The sequence below is a fragment of the Pseudomonas sp. SJZ080 genome (assembly GCF_007828295.1).
Lineage (GTDB): Bacteria > Pseudomonadota > Gammaproteobacteria > Pseudomonadales > Pseudomonadaceae > Aquipseudomonas > Aquipseudomonas migulae_A.
This window is the reverse complement of the sequence record NZ_VIUK01000010.1, coordinates 64798-82574: the sequence shown is the minus strand read 5'-3', so window position 1 is coordinate 82574 and position 17777 is coordinate 64798. Positions and strand designations below refer to the sequence as shown.

General features: G+C 55.5%; 16 protein-coding genes. 7 read left to right on the top strand and 9 right to left on the bottom strand.

Annotated features, from left to right (window positions below):
• The first annotated feature begins 135 nt into the window (after window positions 1-135).
• Genes FBY04_RS15185 through FBY04_RS15170 form a run of 4 tightly spaced genes read left to right on the top strand, consistent with a single transcriptional unit; the run spans window position 136 to window position 5277 of the window.
• Window positions 136-1284: a site-specific integrase gene (locus FBY04_RS15185; protein WP_145315713.1), complete on the top strand. Its 1149-nt coding sequence runs from the start codon at window positions 136-138 to the stop codon at window positions 1282-1284.
• A complete protein-coding gene (locus tag FBY04_RS15180) occupies window positions 1284-2957 on the top strand; it encodes a hypothetical protein (RefSeq protein ID WP_145315712.1) in 1674 nt (557 codons plus the stop codon). Before FBY04_RS15185 ends, FBY04_RS15180 begins: the two co-directional genes overlap by 1 nt.
• Window positions 2954-4852: an integrase gene (locus FBY04_RS15175; protein WP_145315711.1), complete on the top strand. Its 1899-nt coding sequence runs from the start codon at window positions 2954-2956 to the stop codon at window positions 4850-4852. Before FBY04_RS15180 ends, FBY04_RS15175 begins: the two co-directional genes overlap by 4 nt.
• Window positions 4849-5277 (top strand): TetR family transcriptional regulator, encoded by a 429-nt coding sequence (locus FBY04_RS15170; protein WP_145315710.1) that lies wholly within the window; start codon window positions 4849-4851, stop codon window positions 5275-5277. Before FBY04_RS15175 ends, FBY04_RS15170 begins: the two co-directional genes overlap by 4 nt.
• 585 nt (window positions 5278-5862) lie before the next feature.
• Here the strand turns inward: FBY04_RS15170 and FBY04_RS15160 are convergent.
• The 5 genes from FBY04_RS15160 to FBY04_RS15140 all read right to left on the bottom strand — a co-directional run bounded on the left by FBY04_RS15160 (window position 5863) and on the right by FBY04_RS15140 (window position 10155).
• Window positions 5863-6396 carry an inorganic diphosphatase gene (locus FBY04_RS15160; protein ID WP_145315709.1) on the bottom strand — a complete coding sequence of 178 codons (534 nt, stop codon included), beginning with the start codon at window positions 6394-6396 and terminating at the stop codon, window positions 5863-5865.
• A 26-nt stretch (window positions 6397-6422) separates the two neighbouring features.
• On the bottom strand, window positions 6423-6719 hold the full coding sequence (locus tag FBY04_RS15155) for a DUF6388 family protein (protein WP_145315708.1): 297 nt from the start codon (window positions 6717-6719) through the stop codon (window positions 6423-6425).
• Window positions 6720-6786: 67 nt separating this feature from the next.
• Entirely contained in the window at window positions 6787-7962 is a 1176-nt protein-coding gene (locus FBY04_RS15150) for a D-alanyl-D-alanine carboxypeptidase family protein (protein WP_371927819.1), read from the bottom strand.
• Window positions 7963-8081: 119 nt separating this feature from the next.
• Window positions 8082-9497: a HAMP domain-containing sensor histidine kinase gene (locus FBY04_RS15145; RefSeq protein ID WP_145315707.1), complete on the bottom strand. Its 1416-nt coding sequence runs from the start codon at window positions 9495-9497 to the stop codon at window positions 8082-8084.
• Window positions 9475-10155, bottom strand: a complete 681-nt coding sequence (locus tag FBY04_RS15140; RefSeq protein ID WP_145315706.1) for a response regulator transcription factor — start codon at window positions 10153-10155, stop codon at window positions 9475-9477. Before FBY04_RS15140 ends, FBY04_RS15145 begins: the two co-directional genes overlap by 23 nt.
• A 384-nt stretch (window positions 10156-10539) precedes the next feature.
• Here FBY04_RS15140 and FBY04_RS15135 point away from each other — a divergent pair, with 384 nt between their 5' ends.
• Both FBY04_RS15135 and FBY04_RS15130 read left to right on the top strand, forming a co-directional pair.
• Window positions 10540-10743 (top strand): hypothetical protein, encoded by a 204-nt coding sequence (locus tag FBY04_RS15135; RefSeq protein WP_145315705.1) that lies wholly within the window; start codon window positions 10540-10542, stop codon window positions 10741-10743.
• 253 nt (window positions 10744-10996) lie between these two features.
• Window positions 10997-11221, top strand: coding sequence for a hypothetical protein (locus tag FBY04_RS15130; RefSeq protein WP_145315704.1), 225 nt, complete (start codon window positions 10997-10999; stop codon window positions 11219-11221).
• 102 nt (window positions 11222-11323) lie between these two features.
• Here the strand turns inward: FBY04_RS15130 and FBY04_RS15125 are convergent, their stop codons facing one another.
• The 3 genes from FBY04_RS15125 to FBY04_RS15115 all read right to left on the bottom strand — a co-directional run bounded on the left by FBY04_RS15125 (window position 11324) and on the right by FBY04_RS15115 (window position 14758).
• The gene (locus FBY04_RS15125; RefSeq protein WP_145315703.1) at window positions 11324-11710 is read right to left on the bottom strand and encodes a DUF1850 domain-containing protein; all 387 of its coding nucleotides are present in this window, start codon (window positions 11708-11710) and stop codon (window positions 11324-11326) included.
• Window positions 11707-13734 (bottom strand): TRAP transporter permease, encoded by a 2028-nt coding sequence (locus tag FBY04_RS15120; protein ID WP_145315702.1) that lies wholly within the window; start codon window positions 13732-13734, stop codon window positions 11707-11709. Before FBY04_RS15120 ends, FBY04_RS15125 begins: the two co-directional genes overlap by 4 nt.
• A gap of 73 nt (window positions 13735-13807) precedes the next feature.
• Window positions 13808-14758 carry a TAXI family TRAP transporter solute-binding subunit gene (locus tag FBY04_RS15115; RefSeq protein ID WP_145315759.1) on the bottom strand — a complete coding sequence of 317 codons (951 nt, stop codon included), beginning with the start codon at window positions 14756-14758 and terminating at the stop codon, window positions 13808-13810.
• Between the two features lie 225 nt (window positions 14759-14983).
• Between FBY04_RS15115 and FBY04_RS15110 the strand changes: the two genes are divergently transcribed.
• Complete coding sequence (locus FBY04_RS15110) at window positions 14984-16306, top strand: chloride channel protein (RefSeq protein WP_145315701.1); 1323 nt, start codon at window positions 14984-14986, stop codon at window positions 16304-16306.
• Window positions 16307-16312: 6 nt separating this feature from the next.
• Here FBY04_RS15110 and FBY04_RS15105 read toward each other — a convergent pair whose 3' ends face one another.
• On the bottom strand, window positions 16313-17590 hold the full coding sequence (locus tag FBY04_RS15105) for a DUF2254 domain-containing protein (RefSeq protein ID WP_145315700.1): 1278 nt from the start codon (window positions 17588-17590) through the stop codon (window positions 16313-16315).
• Window positions 17591-17777 lie beyond the last annotated feature (187 nt).

The window sequence follows — 17777 nt, the reverse complement described above, 5'->3', positions numbered from 1 at the left end:
AAGCGTTAGAAATCTGCCATATTAGAAACAAACCTTTAGAAGCTCACAGGCATTGCTCAAGAGACAGTCTGATGATTTTATCTCTGTCAAAGCAGACAAAGGGATTGGATATCTTACTAGCGCAGAGGACGGCTGATGGAGCTTGTGTGGGCTACTGAGGAATTGGTGATCGCTGGGCAACCCTATCCGGAGTTTCCCATTCTGCTTTGGGACTCGATGGAAAGTTGCGTCCCGGCCAATCGGTTCTTTCGTCACTACCTGCTTCGCGGGGCCATCGGCTCGAAGCGTTCCTGGCCCAGTAATGGACGCGCTCTTTACGATTTCTTCAGCTTCTTGCAAGCGCATGAGATGGACTGGCTTGACGTGGATCGTGGCGAGGCCAAGAGCCTTGTGGCGGCCTATCGGGACTACTGCCTGATGACATGCGAACTGGCACCGAACACCACTCGCCAGCGGTTGACTTACATCTGCAAGTTTTATGAATTCGCGCTGAAGGAAGGGTGGGTGAAGCGCCTGCCTTTCGCCTATGAAGAACGCACCGTGAGGCGAGAGTCTGGCTTCCTTGCGCATATCGATGCCAGTGGCGGTAAGGTCATGGCAAACGATGTTATGCCGCGTAGTCACAAAGCCCTGCCCAAATTCTTGAACATGGCCGAGATCAAGTCGCTTTTGGCCGCAGCGGAGAACCCCCATCACCGGATGATGATGCGCCTAGGGCTGCATACGGGTATGCGCCGCGAGGAAATCGCCGCCTTCCCGGTAGCCTATGTCTTCGACCCGAACAAGGCGGCGCGAACCGAGCGCAACCTCCGCGTTCGACTCGATCCGTTCGACGGCAGAGGCATGGTGACTAAGGGCAGCAAGCCGCGAGATATTTACGTCAGCCGCAAGTTCATGGCCGAACTTTATCGTTATGTGACGAAGGTGCGCGGCGAGCGCGCTTCGCAGAGCAAGACCCAGCAAAAGGCACTGTTCCTCAACCAGTCCGGGGAACCCTATGGCGACGACGGCAAGAGTCTCAACCGGATCATCAGCGAGACCGGCAAGCGGGCTGGGATCAAGGTCCATACGCACATGCTTCGGCATTCCTATGCCACCCATACCCTAGTCAGCCTTCAGCGTAACCCTGCTTGCGGCCTAGAGCCCTTGGTATTCGTTCAACGGCAACTTGGCCACAGTTCGATTCAGACGACCATGGTGTACCTGCACTTGGTCAACGAAATAGCCGACGAGGCGGTGCTGGCCTATGACGATGAATTGAACGCACTGGTGGGGGCGGCCTGATGGGCAAGCGCAAGGTGTTTGCCCAGGCCGACCTCAGCATCCCCCAAGTCGAACACAGCCACGATGCGGCGAACAATGTGGTCATTCTGCCTGAGGCCATTCCTCCAACGAACACCACGGTTGAATTCGGGCGGAACGCCTCTAATAAACGTAGCTTCAACTTTGCCCGCTGGTACGGAGCTGGCATCGACCCCATCACCTACTCCTGTCAGCGTCAGATCGAACGCTTCCTCGCCGCCCAGGAGGGCGCTGTCGCGACCAGCACCGTGGCCAGCTACTGCTTGAACGGGCTGCGCAATTTCCTCGACTGCTGCGTGCTGCACGCGACGGCAATGGGCCGAGACTTGAGCCTCGCCGATTTGAACCGAGAGCTGATCGACGGTTATCTCAGCCATCTAGCCGGGCTGGGCGTGGCGACTACCACTCAGAAGAGCCTCTACACGCAGACCAAGCCAGTGCTGCTCGCCTTGGGAAGGCGTGGGCTGATCCCCCTGGTCGCCACCGGCGATGCGAGCACTTTCCCGCGCAACCCCTTTCCGAACAGCAACCGCAAGCACAGGGGTGAAACGGCGCTAACCAAGCGCGAGCGGCATGCATTCACCGTCGCACTCAAGCAGGCAATCAGGCCAATCTGGACCGAAAACACTCCTTTGACCGGCGAACTTCTAAGCCTGGCCCTGCTGGTCGTGGCGCTTCACACCGGACGCAATACCACCCCACTGCTGGAAATGGGCCGCGACTGCCTGCGCCCGCACCCCAAGGACAACGCTGTGTTCCTGGTGCTCTGGAAGCGGCGCGGCTACAACACCAGCAAGGTGGCTCTGCGCCCCGAGTCGGATGCCGAACGCCTTTTGGAGTCCACGCCGAGCGTGAGAACCAACGTGGAACGCCTGATCCGCCGCGTGATGGCCCTAACCGAACCCGTGGATGCAGAGGCCCCGGACGGCCTCAAGGGCCGAGTGTGGCTGTATCGCACTCGCAGCGAAAAGGGTCTAGTCACGGCGTTGAGCCAAGAAGCGTTGGCATGGGCGACTAACCGCCTCGTAGCCGAGCATGGTCTGGTCGACGGCGACGGAAAGCCACTGCGTATCAACATCTCGCGTCTACGCAAGACATTCGCCAACCGCATCTTCGAGCTGACCGACGGCGATCTGGCGACCACCGCCGCGGCTCTCGGCAATACCTCGCAGGTGACCGACCAAAACTACTTGGCGCCCGACGAGAATGCTCGTCGCAATTGGCAGTTCATGGGAGAGGTACTGGTACAGGAGTTGCTGACTCGGACCCTCGGTGCGACCTACAAGGACACCCCCATGGGCCGCTGCGCCGACCCAATGAACGGTCAGTACGCCCCGAAGCGCGAAGGCGCTACTTGCATGAACTTCATGAACTGCCTGCGCTGCAAGCACTATGCGGTGACCGCTGAGGATCTGTACAAGCTGTTCAGCTTCTACTTCCGCGTGCTGGCCGAGCGCTCGCGCATGGACAAGCGGCGCTGGGCCCGGGAGTACGTTCACATCCCCCGCTTAATCGATCACTACATTATCGCCGAGGGGCTGCGGCGCGGCACCTTCAAGGCCGTAGCGGTGGAGGCCGCCCGTGAGCGCGCCCGCACCCTGCCGCACCCGTTCTGGTCGGTTGATCTGATCGACAGCCTGGAGATCTTTGCATGAGCGACAACACCCCGGAGGCGCTACCCTGGGCACCCCTTGCCACCCAGCCGGGCGATGTGCGTGGGCTCCGCGAATCCGAGCGCGACGCACTGATAATCAGCGCTACTCAGGTCGATGGGCAATGGGTCATCCTCAGCCGCTACGGCGACGACACTTGGCACCTCAACGGCTTCACCAGCAACATGCCGGCCAACCAGAAACGGCTGAACTTCGGCACCGTGCCACCGGCGTTTCGCGCGGTGATGAAGGCGATACTGTACCGCTATTTAAAGCGTGGGCGTCGTGGGGCGGGTCGTCCTAAAGGCCGTGCATTGCTGCAATGTTTCTCTGATGCAAGGCCATTCCTGCGCCATCTGGAAGCGCTCAAGCTCGACCACCTGAGCGCCGTGACACCCCAGGTATGCGCGACCTACGTAGCCGCCTGCAAGGCACACCGGCAGCCCCACCGCTCCAAGGGCAAGACGCTGTCGCAGGCTGGGCTGGTTGGCCGTTTCAAAGCCGTTGAAGCGCTCCATGAGCTGAGCAGTTATACCGCCGACCCCATGCCACAGCATCCCTGGCCCGAAACTTCTGCAAGTGCGATGGCAGGGCTTACTGGCAGCGGCTCCCACCACGACCAAGGCGGCAAGACCCCGCTGATACCCGATGATGTGTTCTGCATTCTGTTCGAGCGAGCCTATCAGCAGGTTGAACGAGGCCAGCAATTGCTTGACCTACGCGACGCGCTGGATGTCATTGCGGAGCAGCGAAAGGGGCGGCGTCGTGAAGCTGTCATTGCGGCCAAGAACCGCCACCTAGGCGCCCTTGGTCGGGAGGGCGGTCTGAAGGCATTCAACAGGGAGCTGAGCGACCTGCGCACGGCCTGCTATATCATCCTGGCCAGTACCTCCGGCTGTCGCTACCATGAGCTGGCAAACGTGCAGTCGGGTGCGCACCACCGCACTCAAGACGATGAGGGCACTGTCTACCACTGGATGCGCTCAAGGTCGGACAAGACCGATGTCGGTATCCATGACTGGATGATCCCCGAGGTCGCCGTGCGTACCCTGCGCGTGATGGAGCGCTGGTGCGTACCCTATCAGGCCATGATCGCCGCCGAGATCCTGCAGCGGCGCCGCGCCAACCCGCATGATCCGCAGATCTTCGAGGCGCAAAAGCACCGCCATGCGCTCTTTCTTGCCGTATATTCCAAAGAGGGCAACCGAGTGCGCACGCTTGCCGGCTGGTCTTTGGGTTCAAACCTTAAGGCATTCGCCAAGGATTGCGGACTGAACTGGAATCTCGCCAGCCATCAGTTCCGCCGCAAGTTTGCCACCTATGCCGCGCACAGCCGCTTCGGTGATTTGCGCTACCTCAAGCAGCATTACGCGCACCGGTCGCTGGACATGACCTTGGGCTACGCTATGGACGACAGCTGGGGACAGCACCTGGACCTTGATCTGTACGCCGATATTCAGATGGAGTTGGAAGATATCAAGCTCAGCGTCGTCGATAACTGGCTGGGCGAAGAAACCCTAGCCGGCGGCTATGGACGCTCGCTCAAACAGTGGCAGCGTGAACCGGAGAACCTGCTGATCTTCAAGGATCACGCCTCGATGCTGAAAGCCATTGCCGAGAGCACCGCGATTCGCAGCAACGGCCATGCCTGGTGTACGGCGGACAATGACGGTTGCGTCGGTAATACCCTTGAGCGCACCCGCTGCGGCAATTGCAACAATGCCGTGATCGGGCACGGCCACGCGGCCATCTACCAGCGACTCTACGATGACCTAAAAGGGCTGCAGCATTGCCCGAGCATCGGCGAGGGCGGCCGCCAGCGCGTTGAGCGCGACCTGACTCGCTGCCGTGACGTACTGGTCCAGTTGGGGATGGCCCCGGAGACTTTAATTGCATGAAGCTCATAGGCAAGGCAACTAACTACAAGCGGGCGGAGGACCGAGAGAAGGATCTGAAACTCGCCCTCTACCGCATCCAGAGGGGTCGTGCCCACACCGGGGAAACCAAGGTTACCATCGCCGCAGTAGCCCGCGAGGCGGGAGTATCGACGGCGCTGATCCACAACCACTACCCAAATATTGCCGAGGCTATCCGCGAGGCTCAAGGGCGCTCCAGTCGCGCCATGCGTGATGTCAAACAACAGGATCTGATCGCAGAGCGCGAGAAGTCCGCAGCCTACCGTCAGGAGATCGAGGAGTTGCGTACCAAAGTCGCCAGTCTCGCGTCCATCAATGAAGTACTAATGGACCAGAATCGTGTTCTCAGGGCTAAGATGAACGACCGTAAAGTAGTCGATCTGGCTTTAAAGAAGCCGCATGGATAAGCAGGCTCTCACAGATGGCGTTTTTTGCAGTATCAATAGGTTAAAAAGTAAAGCAACAACATATGTCTCAGTTAAATCTTGTAATAATTCGCCTCGCACAGGCCGTACCTAAACATTGTAGGATCTCATCCCCATTTTTATTCAGGTCCATATGAGCACCCTTCTGGAGCCTCCCAGTAGCTTCTTATAATCGCCACCCTGTTTCAGTCCGCTCTACGCTATTCAGTGTAGGTCGCTTGATTTAAGACTATCTAGCTTCGAACTTCGGTCTTCGTGCATCGAAGCGCCTATCCTCTACAAGACAAATGCTTTCGCTCCGAAAGCTTCATCTCATTGTATACGCTCGGAGAAGTTTTTTCTCGCGGTGGCGAGCACGCTTGGGGTATAGGGGAAGCAGCTGGAAACCACCAGTACATCTCCTTCATCTAGTTGTGCCAAGGCATCCGCCACACCCTGGCGACTGGAATCGAGAAAATGAAGTAAACGATGACGAAGACTGCGAATGTGCCATAGGCCTTGGCCCGCTTATGCTTTACGTCATAAGTAAGGACAACGTATATCCCTTTGACTCAGGAGTTTCAAAAACTAACCTTTGATATAGGTGGCTACCGACTTGCAAATCTCCGCCCTTGCGTCATCTGCGGTTCCCCAACGCCCCATCTTCAGCCACTTGCCTGGCTCTTGCACCTTGCAGTACTCGAAGTAATGCTGGACCTGAGCGAGCAACAGTACAGGAAGGTCTTCCCATTCCTTCACATTACTGTACGTAGTGCTTAGCCTTTCGTGTGTTACCGCTACTATTATGGCTCCCGTACCAGTTTCACTTGTTGTGTAAATTACACCAACTGGTCGACTGCGAACAACAACGCCAGATGATACTGGGCATGGGCAAATCAATAGTACATCCAGAGGATCGCCATCATCGTTCAGCGTATTTGGAATAAATCCGTAGTAGGCCGGATACAATGTTGATGTACTAAGGAACCGGCCAACGAAAATTTGCCCACTTTTTTTATCAACTTCGTAACTAACTGGAGAGTGGTTTGCAGGGATATCTATAACGGTAAAAAAAAAGTCATCGGGAAATTCGATACCTGCTGAAATATCCTGATAACTCATAATCGCACCCCAGTGACTTAAGAAGACTACCCGTTAACTCCATTCAGCTTGCAATACTCCTCCCACTCCATTTCTACCATTTCTGCTACCTCTCGGTGAAATTCCAGGATCAGAAATTTAAGTTCTTCGGGAGACTCTGAAATCAGTGTAAGAGTGAGTTCCCACACCTCGATACCCAGGCGCGTGGCCTCTTGTTCGAAGGCTAACTCGATACACAATTTTTTCTCATCCTGACTCAGTCCCTGGGTGGCGTCATTCAGTGCTGAGTCGCCGTTGAAGAACTTCGACAGTGCTAATTCTCTTCGCAAGTCATCTGAGTTCATCGGATACTCCAGCTCCGTGAGTCGTCCGAGGATTTCCACCTCGGTGTGGATGTAGCGTCGGCTACGGTCATGCAATCACAGATTCATCGAACCAACCGCGGATTGTATTGTAAAAAAACAGATGCACTGTGTCCCACCAACGTATCCACCAAACACCTGGCTCACCATCTTCCAGTGCTACCAATGGCAGGCTCCCAAGTTTTTGCTCAGCTTCGTACAGATCCAGTTTTCCAACGATGGTGCCAGCAGAAATAGGCGCTTCGAGTGGTCTGTCAATCTCCAGCCGTGTCTCTACTTCACGATTTTCATTCTTGGGTAAGGTGAGGATCAGATCCTCCAGCAATCCCACGGCGATCAATCGTTCTTTGCCTTTCCATAGCGCAGACCACGTGAGTATCTCCCCTGCTTTTTTGTAGGTTTGGGTATCAAAGAAGCGAAAGCCATAACCCATGAGCTTTTCCGTCTCTGCCGTGCGTTTATGTGCGCTGCTAGCGCCAAATATCACACTAATTAAGCGCCGCCCGGCTCGGTGCGACGAAGCCACCATGCAATAACCGGCGGCCTCGGTATGGCCAGTCTTCAATCCGTCAAAGCTTGCGTCGCGCCATAAAAGTAGATTGCGATTGGCTTGCCGAATGCCGTTCCAGGAAAAGTGTTTTTTGGAGTAAAGGGCGTAGGATTGAACCCCTTGGCTGATGATTGCCTGGGCTAACAAAGCCATATCGCGGGCAGATGAATAATGATCTGGATCAGGCAGCCCGGTGGAATTTACAAAGTGCGTGTTACCCATACCTAATACAGATGCGGTCGAATTCATCATCCGGACGAAGGCGTCCTCACTTCCGGCCACATGTTCGGCGAGTGCAACGCTTGCGTCATTACCAGAGTCGATGATCACACCGTTCAGTAAGTCGTGAACAGAAACCGAACTACCCGGGTCAAGAAACATTCGTGAACCACCCGTACGCCACGCATTTTCGCTGACAGAGACGCTGTCATCAGCTTTCAGGTGTCCGGCCTTGATTTCTCCGGTAGTGGCAAACGCGGTCATCATTTTTGTCAGGCTTGCGGGGGGGAGTCGCATATCGCTGTTGTGACTGGTAATCACGCTACCCGTGGCCGCGTCAATCAGTATCCAAGCTTCAGCCCCAAGCTTTGGCGGGGCTGGGATCATCGCCCCTGGCGAGTGGGTTTCAGCCAGCGCCTGCTTGGCGAAGACTAGAGGCATCGTCAGACAGAACATGGTTAAGACAAACGGGGACAACAGGTATTTCACAAGGAAGAGGCCCTGGTTCAGCAGAATGTGCTGCAAAGCTAGCCCTGAGGGCGGTGGGGTTCAAATTAAGCTGGATTAAGTTAAATTTAATGTGCAGATATCGATAAGTCCGTAGATCTACTGGACACCATAGGGCAGAGAATCAAGACACGGGTACCGCTATGCATAGCGGCGGGCTGGATATCTAGCGTGTAGCCGTGCAATTTCACGATGGCCGCGACCAAGGATAATCCGAGGCCATGGCCGGGTTGCATTCTGCTAGCGCTCCCTCGGTAGAGCCTTCGGATGACGTGTGTACGGTCTGTCTCGGGTATGCCAGTCCCATCGTCAGCAACTTCAATGATGACCGTTGAATCCTTGATACTTCCCCGCAACTTGATGTGCCCTCCCTCCGGGGTAAATTTGATGGCGTTATCGAGCAGGTTGACCAAGGCTTCAAACATCAACGAAGAGTCGCCATACAGCTGAGGCAGGTCATTGGTAGTTTCTAAGGAGAGCGTCTGAGAACGATCCAGTGCCAAAGGCTCATAAAATTCATGCGCTTGCTGTAACAGCGCCATGATTTGGAAAGGTGCAAATGCCGAGCGGCGACGAATGTCGTCGAGTTCAGCAACCCGAAGCAATCCTTGAAAACGCACCATGATCGATTCGCTTTCCTCAAGGGCTTGGTTCAATGTTTGCTCGTGATCACTGTCCATAGGCAGTTGCTGGAGCTGATAAAGCCTTGCACGCAGCCGTGTTAGTGGCGTACGCAAATCGTGGGCGACACCATCACAAACGCTTTTGACTTCATGCATCAGTTGCTCGATATGATCGAGCATCGTATTCACGGCGCTTGCCAACATATCCAATTCATCGCGACGGGCGGATATGGGTAAACGCTCCGATAAGTTGCCTGAAACGATGCTCTCGGTACAAAGCTGTAGGCGTTTGACACGGCGTAACGGCAGACGCCGCAACAAGTGCCAGCCAATCAATCCGGGGATGAGCGTTAACGAAAATCCCCACATCAATGCCTGCTCGATAATCCCGCCAACGGCTAAAATCGAGCCGCCGTCACGCGCCAGAATAAGAATATGCCCGTCGGGGCGACGTGCTAACAGGGCATAACTGCTTCTGGTTTCTTTGTCAGGTAACGCAATGCTCAGTCCGCGCTCAAGATAATGAACTTTGCCGTCATCGGGCAAACTGGAGCGCAGTTTGAGCAGGTCTCCTGCAACGTGTTGCCCGTCGGAAGTGAACAATCCGTAAGCATCGATCCCGGGCGTTGAATAGGCTTCACTGGCAGCCAGTTCTTTCACCAGTTTTTTGTCATCGATTTTTTGATAGTAGTGGGCACGCTGCAATAATGTCCGTTCTGCGACAGTTCCCAGGTAGTGGGAGATTTCCCAGTACAATACTCCGGTGAAGAGAGCCCCCCAAACCACAAAAAATATGGCGTAGAACCCGATCAATCGACTACCGGATGAGCGCCATTCGTCAGTCTTTGGTAGCAAGGACATAGCCGGCACCGCGTATTGTATGAATGACGGGAGTACCTTCATCGCCCTCAATTTTTTTGCGCAGCCGACCAATGTGAACATCAATGATGTTCGTCCCAGGGTCGAAGTGATAACCCCAGACCTCTTCAAACAGCATGGTCCGGGTGACCAACTGACCGGCATTGCGCATCAGGTAATTGAGTAGCTTAAACTCGGTCGGTAGCAGCAGGATGTGTTCGTCATTTCGAGTCAGTTTGTGCTCAACCAGATCCAGTTGCAGGTTTCCGCAACAGAGTTGCGGATGGCTTGTGTCTGCGCTGGTGCGCCGAAGCAACGCGTCAAGACGCGCAACCATCTCGATAGCAGAAAAGGGTTTGGTCAGATAGTCATCGCCGCCAGCCCGCAGGCCCTGAACGCGCTCATCGACGTCTGAAAGTGCACTGATCATCAGGACCGGTGTTTGAATCCCAAGACTACGTAACGTACTGACAATGGTCAGGCCATCAAAATCGGGAAGCATTCGATCTAGGGTAATGGCGTCATAACCTCCTGCAATCGCCAGTGCCAAACCGTCGCGTCCAGTTGCAGCCCATTTCGAACTGAAACCATGGCGTTGGAGTTCAGCGATGATGACTTCCGCCGTCACCCTGTCGTCCTCTATGACCAATGCGCAACTCATACGTTTCTCCGCTCAATCTGCTTTTAACGCTTGCGACTCAATGCCGAGAGCCTAAGCAGGTCTACCTTAGTGACCAGCGCTGCGGCCGAAGATTAAATTTTCTTAACCCACCTTAACCTCGATGCCTGCCAAAGCACGGATATATTCACGAACAGATATGCCCCACACCGAGAGGAGGGAAAACATGACCCCTTATTTGGCGTTCTTTTTGTTGGCCTTTGGTTTGGTGTGTACCTACGCCAGTCGGGTCATTGCGCGAAGCAATCAGGTGTAACGGATGTGGCGTTGGGGCTAACAATTAGCCTCTTGCAACCAATGAATTCGTACCGATGTCCATTGTGTATGGATGCGGATCAATGCTCGGTTTCCGCCTTTGGAGCCCCTATGACTCGGCAAGAAGAGTTTTTAGCAAAAGCGTTGGAAATACACCATGAGTACGAACAGGCGACAGCTGTCATCCTCGACATGATGAGTAAAAACATGGCACGGGGTCCTGAGTGGGACGCTGCTGTCACCAGGCAGCTTGCAGCTCTTGACACTTGGATGGAGCTGCCGAGAGGTTATGGTGACTTCCGGGCTGCCCCCTGATTGCCTGCGCTTTGCATAGATCATGGGTGTTCACCACAGGCGTGGAGTCCCCGGGGTGAGTGGTCACTCGGTGTCTGCGTCTCGTGCGATATACGTCTCGGCAATTGTTTCCACCGAAAATTGACTACGCCCCTCCGCATCCAGCCGACGTGATTCCCCGCCTGAGGTACCTTGCTACACGATAGACTTCGAATCGTGTGAGTGTATTGGAGGTAGTGGCTTCCACGATCGGGGTACCAAGCCTGGGGGCGATATGGACGAAATATTTGTCGTGCAAAAGCGACCTCTACTTGAAGTCGAGGGGCAGGTTGATCGAGATTCGGCGAGCAATAACCGCGCAGATTTTTATTACAGAATCATCAACACGATTACAGGTATTTTCGTCAGTGAAAAGTACCTCGTGCGCGAAGAAGCAGAGGCCGTCTGCGAAAGTTTAAATTTGATGGGGCGCGATAACCTCGCAGGTGATCAGCCCTAGCTTTTAGTCGTTGGCAAAATTCGTTCGACCTGTGCATACGTACTTTTTCAGGTAATCGACTCGATGACTGCCGTTCGAAAACCGCATTCGGATACACAAGCATCAACCTGTCTCACAACTCCAAATTTGTATGAACGGTTGGCTATTGGTCGGTACTCCAATCCATTGGCTCATGAAGTGACACGCCCCATCAACACACAATTGGTAGTCTCCAGCCTCAGGCGTTCGCCCCAAGCGCAGAGGTTGCAGCGGTGGCAGCTGTCGTCGGTAGTGCCAACTGCCGTTGTCCAGTCGGGCGTCCTCAGGAACTTCCATTCCCGCACCATTACCCCGGATTCTGGCTTCCACCAACACCAAGCCTTGCTTGGTGACGTGGTAGTCCTCTTCCCAACGGATCTTCTCGACAGTGTGGTCCCATGCCAGTGTGAACTGCGAAATGGGTAGCTGAGCCCAGACGACACCGGCCAAGCCCAGACACAATCCAATCATGCGTTAGCCGTCCCGACCTGCTTCGACCGCCACACGTGTTGAAGGATTACCAGCAGCCCAAGTGCGAAGCCAGCTTCATCGGTCAACGGCAAAGCCACGATCAACAGCGCACCTGCGCCAACACTCAAGAAGCGTTCCCACAGCGCCATCTTCTGTTGCAAGTACCCCGTTGACGCCATTCCCCACAGACCGACCGCCAAAGTCGTCTTGATCAGCATGTAGGCAGTCATCCATAAATTGCCACCTTGCAACATGAGCGCCGGGTTGTAGACGGCCATGAACGGAATGATGAATCCAGCCAGCGCAATACGGACCGCCCATAGACTGATCTTGAATCCGGTCTCCTTCGCAATCGGTGCTGCGGCAAAACAGGCGAGGGCTACAGGTGGCGTTAGGTCGGCTAGGATGCCGAAATAGAACACGAACATGTGTGACACGATCAGGGGGACACCCAACTCCAACAGTGCAGGTGCTGCGATTGAACTGGTGATGATGTAGTTGGGTATGGTCGGAATGCCCATGCCCAGCACCAGGCAGGTGATCATCGTGAGCACCAGTGACAGCAGCAGGTTGTCCCGGCCAATGGCCAGGATGTAACCCGCAAAAGTTGATGCGACGCCTGTCAGTGACACTACGCCGATGATGATGCCCACCAGCGCACAGGCGATCCCCACCGGTACGGCATGTCGCGCACCTTCGACCAGCGCATGCAGGCAGATCGTCAGCGTTTCCCTGCCGCCTTTGATGAATCCGCACACCAATACCAGCACCGCGATGACTAAAAAGATCACGCCGATTCCCAGCTGGAAGAATCCGGTGCACAGAACGCCGAGGGCGATCCAGAACGCACAGCGCAGGCCTAAGCTGTGCACTCTGAGAATGATCGCCGAACCGAGAATGACGATGGCCGTCAGTGCCAGCCCGACCATGCCGGAGAACAGGGGCGTGCGACCGGAAAACAGCAGGTAGACCAGGACCAATAGGGGAATTAGCAGGTACCAATTCTCCTTTACCGCGCCCAGTGCACTGGGGCATTGGTCCTTGGGCAGGCCTTTGAGATTCGAGCGCTTCGCTTCCAGATGTACCATCCAGAACACGGATCCGAAGTAAAGAATCGCGGGAATCAACGCTGCCTTGGCAATCTCCACGAACGGCACGTTGATAGTTTCAGCCATGATAAAGGCGACGGCCCCCATCACGGGTGGCATCAACTGGCTGCCCATGCTGGAGGTCGCTTCGACCCCGCCGGCAAACGCAGCCCGGTAACCGAAATGCTTCATCAACGGGATAGTGAATTGCCCTGTCGTCACGACGTTGGCAATCCCGGAACCGGTTATGGTCCCCATCAGGGCCGACGAGGCGACTGCGACTTTGGCCGGACCGCCCAGCTTGTGACCGAACAACCCCATGGCGAAATCGGTGAACAACTTGATCATGCCAGCCTGTTCCAGAAAGGCACCGAACAGGATGAACAGGAAAATGTAGGTGGCGGAAACGTAGGTTGGTGTTCCGTACAACCCTTCGGTACCAAATGAGAGTTGGTTGATGATCTGGTCAAGTCCATATCCGCGGTGTGCGAGGTCACCGGGCAGATACTCGCCAAACAAGCCATAGGCCAGGAACAGGCCGCAGATGATCGGCAGCGCAATTCCCATCACCCGTCGGGCGGCTTCGAACACCAGTGCGATCAGCACGAGGCCGACCACGGTGTCTGCCGCCGTCAGATCGCCGGAACGCTGAATCAAGTCAGCCTCGAACACCCACTGATACAAAGCCGTGGCAATCCCAGCCAGACTGAGTACCCAAGCCAGCGGTTGCCAAGGGCGATCCTTGCCGTAAGCGGGGTAGCTCAAAAAGACTACCCAAAGCAAAAAGCCGACGTGTACGGCGCGTAAAACCTGACTTGAGATGGGTGCAAACGCTGCGGTGGCGATCTGAAAAATCGAGAACAGCAACGCCACGTAAAACAGGGTTTTTGGCCAGTCTCGCGGATTCGCGGAGATGCCCTGATGCTCTTCACTCATTAGTTGCCTACCTCATGACCACATTGAAAAGAGCGAACGAAGGCGCTGCGGCCCCGGTCGCCGCGCCTTGTCATTACAACGCGCTCTTTTCCTTGTAGTAACGTTCCGCGCCCGGGTGCAGTGCTATCGGCAGGTTTTTGGCTGCATTTTCCAGCTTGATGTCCTTGGCCGCCGAATGAGAGTTGCCCAGGCGGGTCAGGTTTTCGAACAACAGCTTGGTCATTTCATAAGCCACTTCATCGGACACGTCTGCACGCGTTACCAGAATATTGGTGATCGCCACTGTCGGCACCGCTTCAGGTTGCCCATCATAGGTATTGGCCGGAATCATCGCGCCCTGGTAGGCGGGGTTGCCGATTTTTTCGACCACCTCAGTCGGGATGGCAACGTAGTTCAACGGCATGACAGAGGACAAGTCGCGAATAGCAGCCATGCCCAACCCGGAAGATTGCAGGGTGGCATCCAACTGCCGGTTCTTGATCAATTCGACTGATTCGGCAAAGGGCAGGTATTGCACTTTACCCATGTCTTCATAGGACAGGCCTGCTGCTTTGAAGATTGCTCGCGCGTTCAGTTCAGTGCCTGATTTTGGCGCTCCGACGGAGATGGTCTTACCTTTGAGGTCCGCTAAGGTTTTGATTCCTGACTCTTTGCTGGCCACGATTTGAATGTAGTTAGGGTAGGCTCCCGCAATGGCGCGCAATTTGGTTAACGGCGCACTGAAACCGGCGTCTTCCACGCCGTTCTTCGCATCGGCTACGGAGTCACCCAGTGCGAGTGCTAACTCTCCACGACCGGCTTGCAGCAGGTTCAAATTTTCCACCGAAGCTTTTGTGGCCTGAACCGAAGTCTTCACGCCTGGGATGCCGTCGTTATAGATCTGCGACAGGCCAACACCAATCGGGTAGTAAACCCCACTGGTTCCGCCAGTCAGGATGTTGATGAACACCGGGGCGGCCTGAGCTGCGGTGGCGACCGCCAACGTAGCGGCGGCTAACAGGGCAAAGCGGCTTATTACTCGCATGGGAAATCTCCGTCTTGTTTTTGTCTGTATGCAGAGTGATTCCACTGTAGTTGATTCAGGCGAGGACAGCGGTGGATTGAGCCAATCTCGGCGGTGGAAGTCCTGATAAAGATTTGCAGTGACGGGATGGTTGTGCGCATTGGAGCTAGAGCCGTTGGACGACAGCGCATATCCGGTTAGTCTTGCCAGCTCCACAGTCCTGAAACTCAATGGGAATTCGCTCGGGTGATCAAACCGATAGTGCTACTGCGTCGCCGCTTCGCCTCCATCCGCTGGCGCACACGAGTGACTCTCTGGGTTGCCGCAACCTTGGCGGGGCTGCTTGTCGTGATGTTTGCCCGGCTGGCCGATCTGGCGCTGACGCAATTTGCGCAACAGACCGCCGAACGACCCTGGTTGCCGTTTATTTACACACCCTTGGTCGGCATGCTGGTGGTGTGGTTGACCACCCGTTTTTTTGTTGGCTCCCAAGGCAGCGGCATTCCTCAGGTGATAGCCGCTACGCGATTGGCGCATCAAGGCAAACGTGTCGACAAACTGGTGTCGCTGCGCATTGCCTTCGCCAAGATCGGCCTTGGTACGCTGGCGCTGACCGGTGGCTTTTCCGCTGGACGTGAAGGGCCATCGGTGCAAATCGCCGCTTCGATCATGCATTTTTTCCACCGTTACCTGCCCAATGCGCGAATCATCCGCAGCGAAGATCTCATTCTGGCCGGAGGGGCGGCAGGCATCGCGGCAGCCTTCAATACGCCGCTAGCCGGTGTGGCCTTTGCCGTCGAAGAACTGGGGCGCAAGCTGGAGACCCGCACCAGCGGGGTCTTGCTCAGTACGATCATCCTGTCGGGGATGGTCGCCATCGCCTTGCAGGGCAACTACAACTATTTCGGTCACTTCGACATACACGAAATCGGCCTGGATATCATTGCCCCGGTGCTGGTAATCGGAATTGGCTGCGGGCTGCTGGGCGGCCTGTTCAGTCGGATCTTGCTGTGGCCCCAGCGCCATCATCGATTCGTCCTCTGGGAATGGCGGCGCACGCATCCTGTATGGTTCGCCGGCGCGTGTGGAATGATCGTGGCAATACTGGGCTGGTTGAGTGGCGGTATGTCATTTGGCAGCGGCTACGGGATCACGTCGCAGATCATCGTGTCCGATGTCGGCCTGCCATGGCACGCACCGATCACGCGTTTTCTTGCGACGGTAGTGACTTACTTCTCCGGTATCCCGGGCGGCATTTTTGCCCCGTCCCTGGCAGTCGGCGCCGCTGTAGGAGCCAACGTCGCGGACTTCTTTGGTTTGGCGACGCAGCCTATCATTGCGCTGTGCATGGTCGGTTTTCTGGCCGCAGTAACACAGTCCCCGATCACTTCCGCAATTATCGTGATGGAGATGATCGACAGCCATGGGATGGTGATCAGCCTCATGGCAGTCGCATTGATTGCTAAAGCGGTCAGCGCACGGATGGGGCCCGAGTTGTATCAGCAACTGGCTCGTGGCTTTCTGCAATCGCCGGATAATGACGTCACAACCCGAAAGACAAATCCTTAGGGTGTTCTAGTGGACCAGTGCTCGGGCCAGTGCACTGAGCTTCGCCTGGTCTTCCGACAATGTGAGCGCATGTTCCGCTCGTTGGAGTAGTAGGCTCATATGTCTGGTACAGGCACTTTTGAAAATATCCGGATTTATCTGCGCCAGACTGATCAGGGCCTTCATCAGTCGGACGTCCACTTCAATCAAGCTCGCACCATCTCTGGCGATGGGAGCGAAAAAATCGTCGAACAGGTCACCAACATCCAGTCCGTGCAGGAAGACTCGCTCGCACCCTGAACCTATTTCCGCCATCTGTTCTGTTGGTTTACCCCAGCAGGTAAGGCTCCTGACCCCGCGTCCCAGTACGTCAATTGCAGTTCCAGGATCATTGACCGCAGGCGACAAGGCTCGTGAGGCGATCTCAGACAGCACCGAAAGCCCGAACCGTGGATCGTGTTCAAAGGTTCGGCGTACGCCAATGGTCAAGGCACCCAGGATTTTTTCAGCGCAGGCCCCCGGATCTCCGATGTGTTCATTGCTTAAAATCACGACCTGGGCCAGACGCATGCCTTCATGCACAAAGCTGCCGGGAACAATATCGAGATAAATCTGCGTCTCATGCTCTTCAGCAATCGCACCCAATGCATGCACATCGACGTGTTGGACATACCCGGTCTGAAGACTCGTAATGGCTTTCGCTGAGCACGGAACACTCCCATCGGCAGGGTAGGCGGCGCCGCCCAGATAAGGCCATTCGACCCGATTTTTTATCGCATGGATGGTGGCCGCTTCGACGCGATCAATGGTTTCACCCACCCGCCCCAATCTCGATAGGTGATCGATCCAACGCAGAAGTGTGTACACGATCAGAATCACCACGCCGATGGTCACTGCAAAAAGCAGAACCCTTCCTTGCGCACCGTAGGCTCCAGTACTTAATGCAATGATCCCCACCAGGCTAAACAGAAATGAACCGATAAAGGTGGCGAGGGCATTTTGGGTGGTGCGGTCTTCCATTACCAGTGTGGTGGCGCGGGGTGTTACGCCACTGCTAGCGGCACCGTAGGCCGTCACCATTGTGCTGAGCGAAAAGGTGGTCACGGCGAGCATGCTGGAGGCGATGATGCCCAAAATTTTGTCAACAGCGTCAGCGCCGATACGCGCTGGCAGTGAGGCGGGAATGTAGTCATTGAAGACCACGGCGAGCAATGCGGTCGCCACACCCAGTACAGAAAATAAACTGGCTCTGAACCAGAGCCGTTTCGTCATCTGATGTAGCTGCCAGCGCCAACGAGCGATCATCTTCAATACCTTTTATAGCGACGTCACTGGTCCACGATTTAAGTTCGGTCTGCCAATGCAACAACTCGATCACCTTTGATGGAGTGACATTGCCGGCGGAAGGTTCATTGGCGGAGTCATTTGCTTCCCGCTGTTAAGCTACCTATCATCGAGCCGGGTGCGTTGCTGCATACGGCACATCGCAGGT

Coding starts and splice junctions, on each gene's coding strand:
- FBY04_RS15185 (WP_145315713.1), top strand. CDS start 136: ATGGAGCTTGTGTGGGCTACTGAGGAATTGGTGATCGCTGGGCAACCC.
- FBY04_RS15180 (WP_145315712.1), top strand. CDS start 1,284: ATGGGCAAGCGCAAGGTGTTTGCCCAGGCCGACCTCAGCATCCCCCAA.
- FBY04_RS15175 (WP_145315711.1), top strand. CDS start 2,954: ATGAGCGACAACACCCCGGAGGCGCTACCCTGGGCACCCCTTGCCACC.
- FBY04_RS15170 (WP_145315710.1), top strand. CDS start 4,849: ATGAAGCTCATAGGCAAGGCAACTAACTACAAGCGGGCGGAGGACCGA.
- FBY04_RS15160 (WP_145315709.1), bottom strand. CDS start 6,396: ATGAGTTATCAGGATATTTCAGCAGGTATCGAATTTCCCGATGACTTT.
- FBY04_RS15155 (WP_145315708.1), bottom strand. CDS start 6,719: ATGAACTCAGATGACTTGCGAAGAGAATTAGCACTGTCGAAGTTCTTC.
- FBY04_RS15150 (WP_371927819.1), bottom strand. CDS start 7,962: ATGTTCTGTCTGACGATGCCTCTAGTCTTCGCCAAGCAGGCGCTGGCT.
- FBY04_RS15145 (WP_145315707.1), bottom strand. CDS start 9,497: ATGTCCTTGCTACCAAAGACTGACGAATGGCGCTCATCCGGTAGTCGA.
- FBY04_RS15140 (WP_145315706.1), bottom strand. CDS start 10,155: ATGAGTTGCGCATTGGTCATAGAGGACGACAGGGTGACGGCGGAAGTC.
- FBY04_RS15135 (WP_145315705.1), top strand. CDS start 10,540: ATGACTCGGCAAGAAGAGTTTTTAGCAAAAGCGTTGGAAATACACCAT.
- FBY04_RS15130 (WP_145315704.1), top strand. CDS start 10,997: ATGGACGAAATATTTGTCGTGCAAAAGCGACCTCTACTTGAAGTCGAG.
- FBY04_RS15125 (WP_145315703.1), bottom strand. CDS start 11,710: ATGATTGGATTGTGTCTGGGCTTGGCCGGTGTCGTCTGGGCTCAGCTA.
- FBY04_RS15120 (WP_145315702.1), bottom strand. CDS start 13,734: ATGAGTGAAGAGCATCAGGGCATCTCCGCGAATCCGCGAGACTGGCCA.
- FBY04_RS15115 (WP_145315759.1), bottom strand. CDS start 14,758: ATGCGAGTAATAAGCCGCTTTGCCCTGTTAGCCGCCGCTACGTTGGCG.
- FBY04_RS15105 (WP_145315700.1), bottom strand. CDS start 17,590: ATGATCGCTCGTTGGCGCTGGCAGCTACATCAGATGACGAAACGGCTC.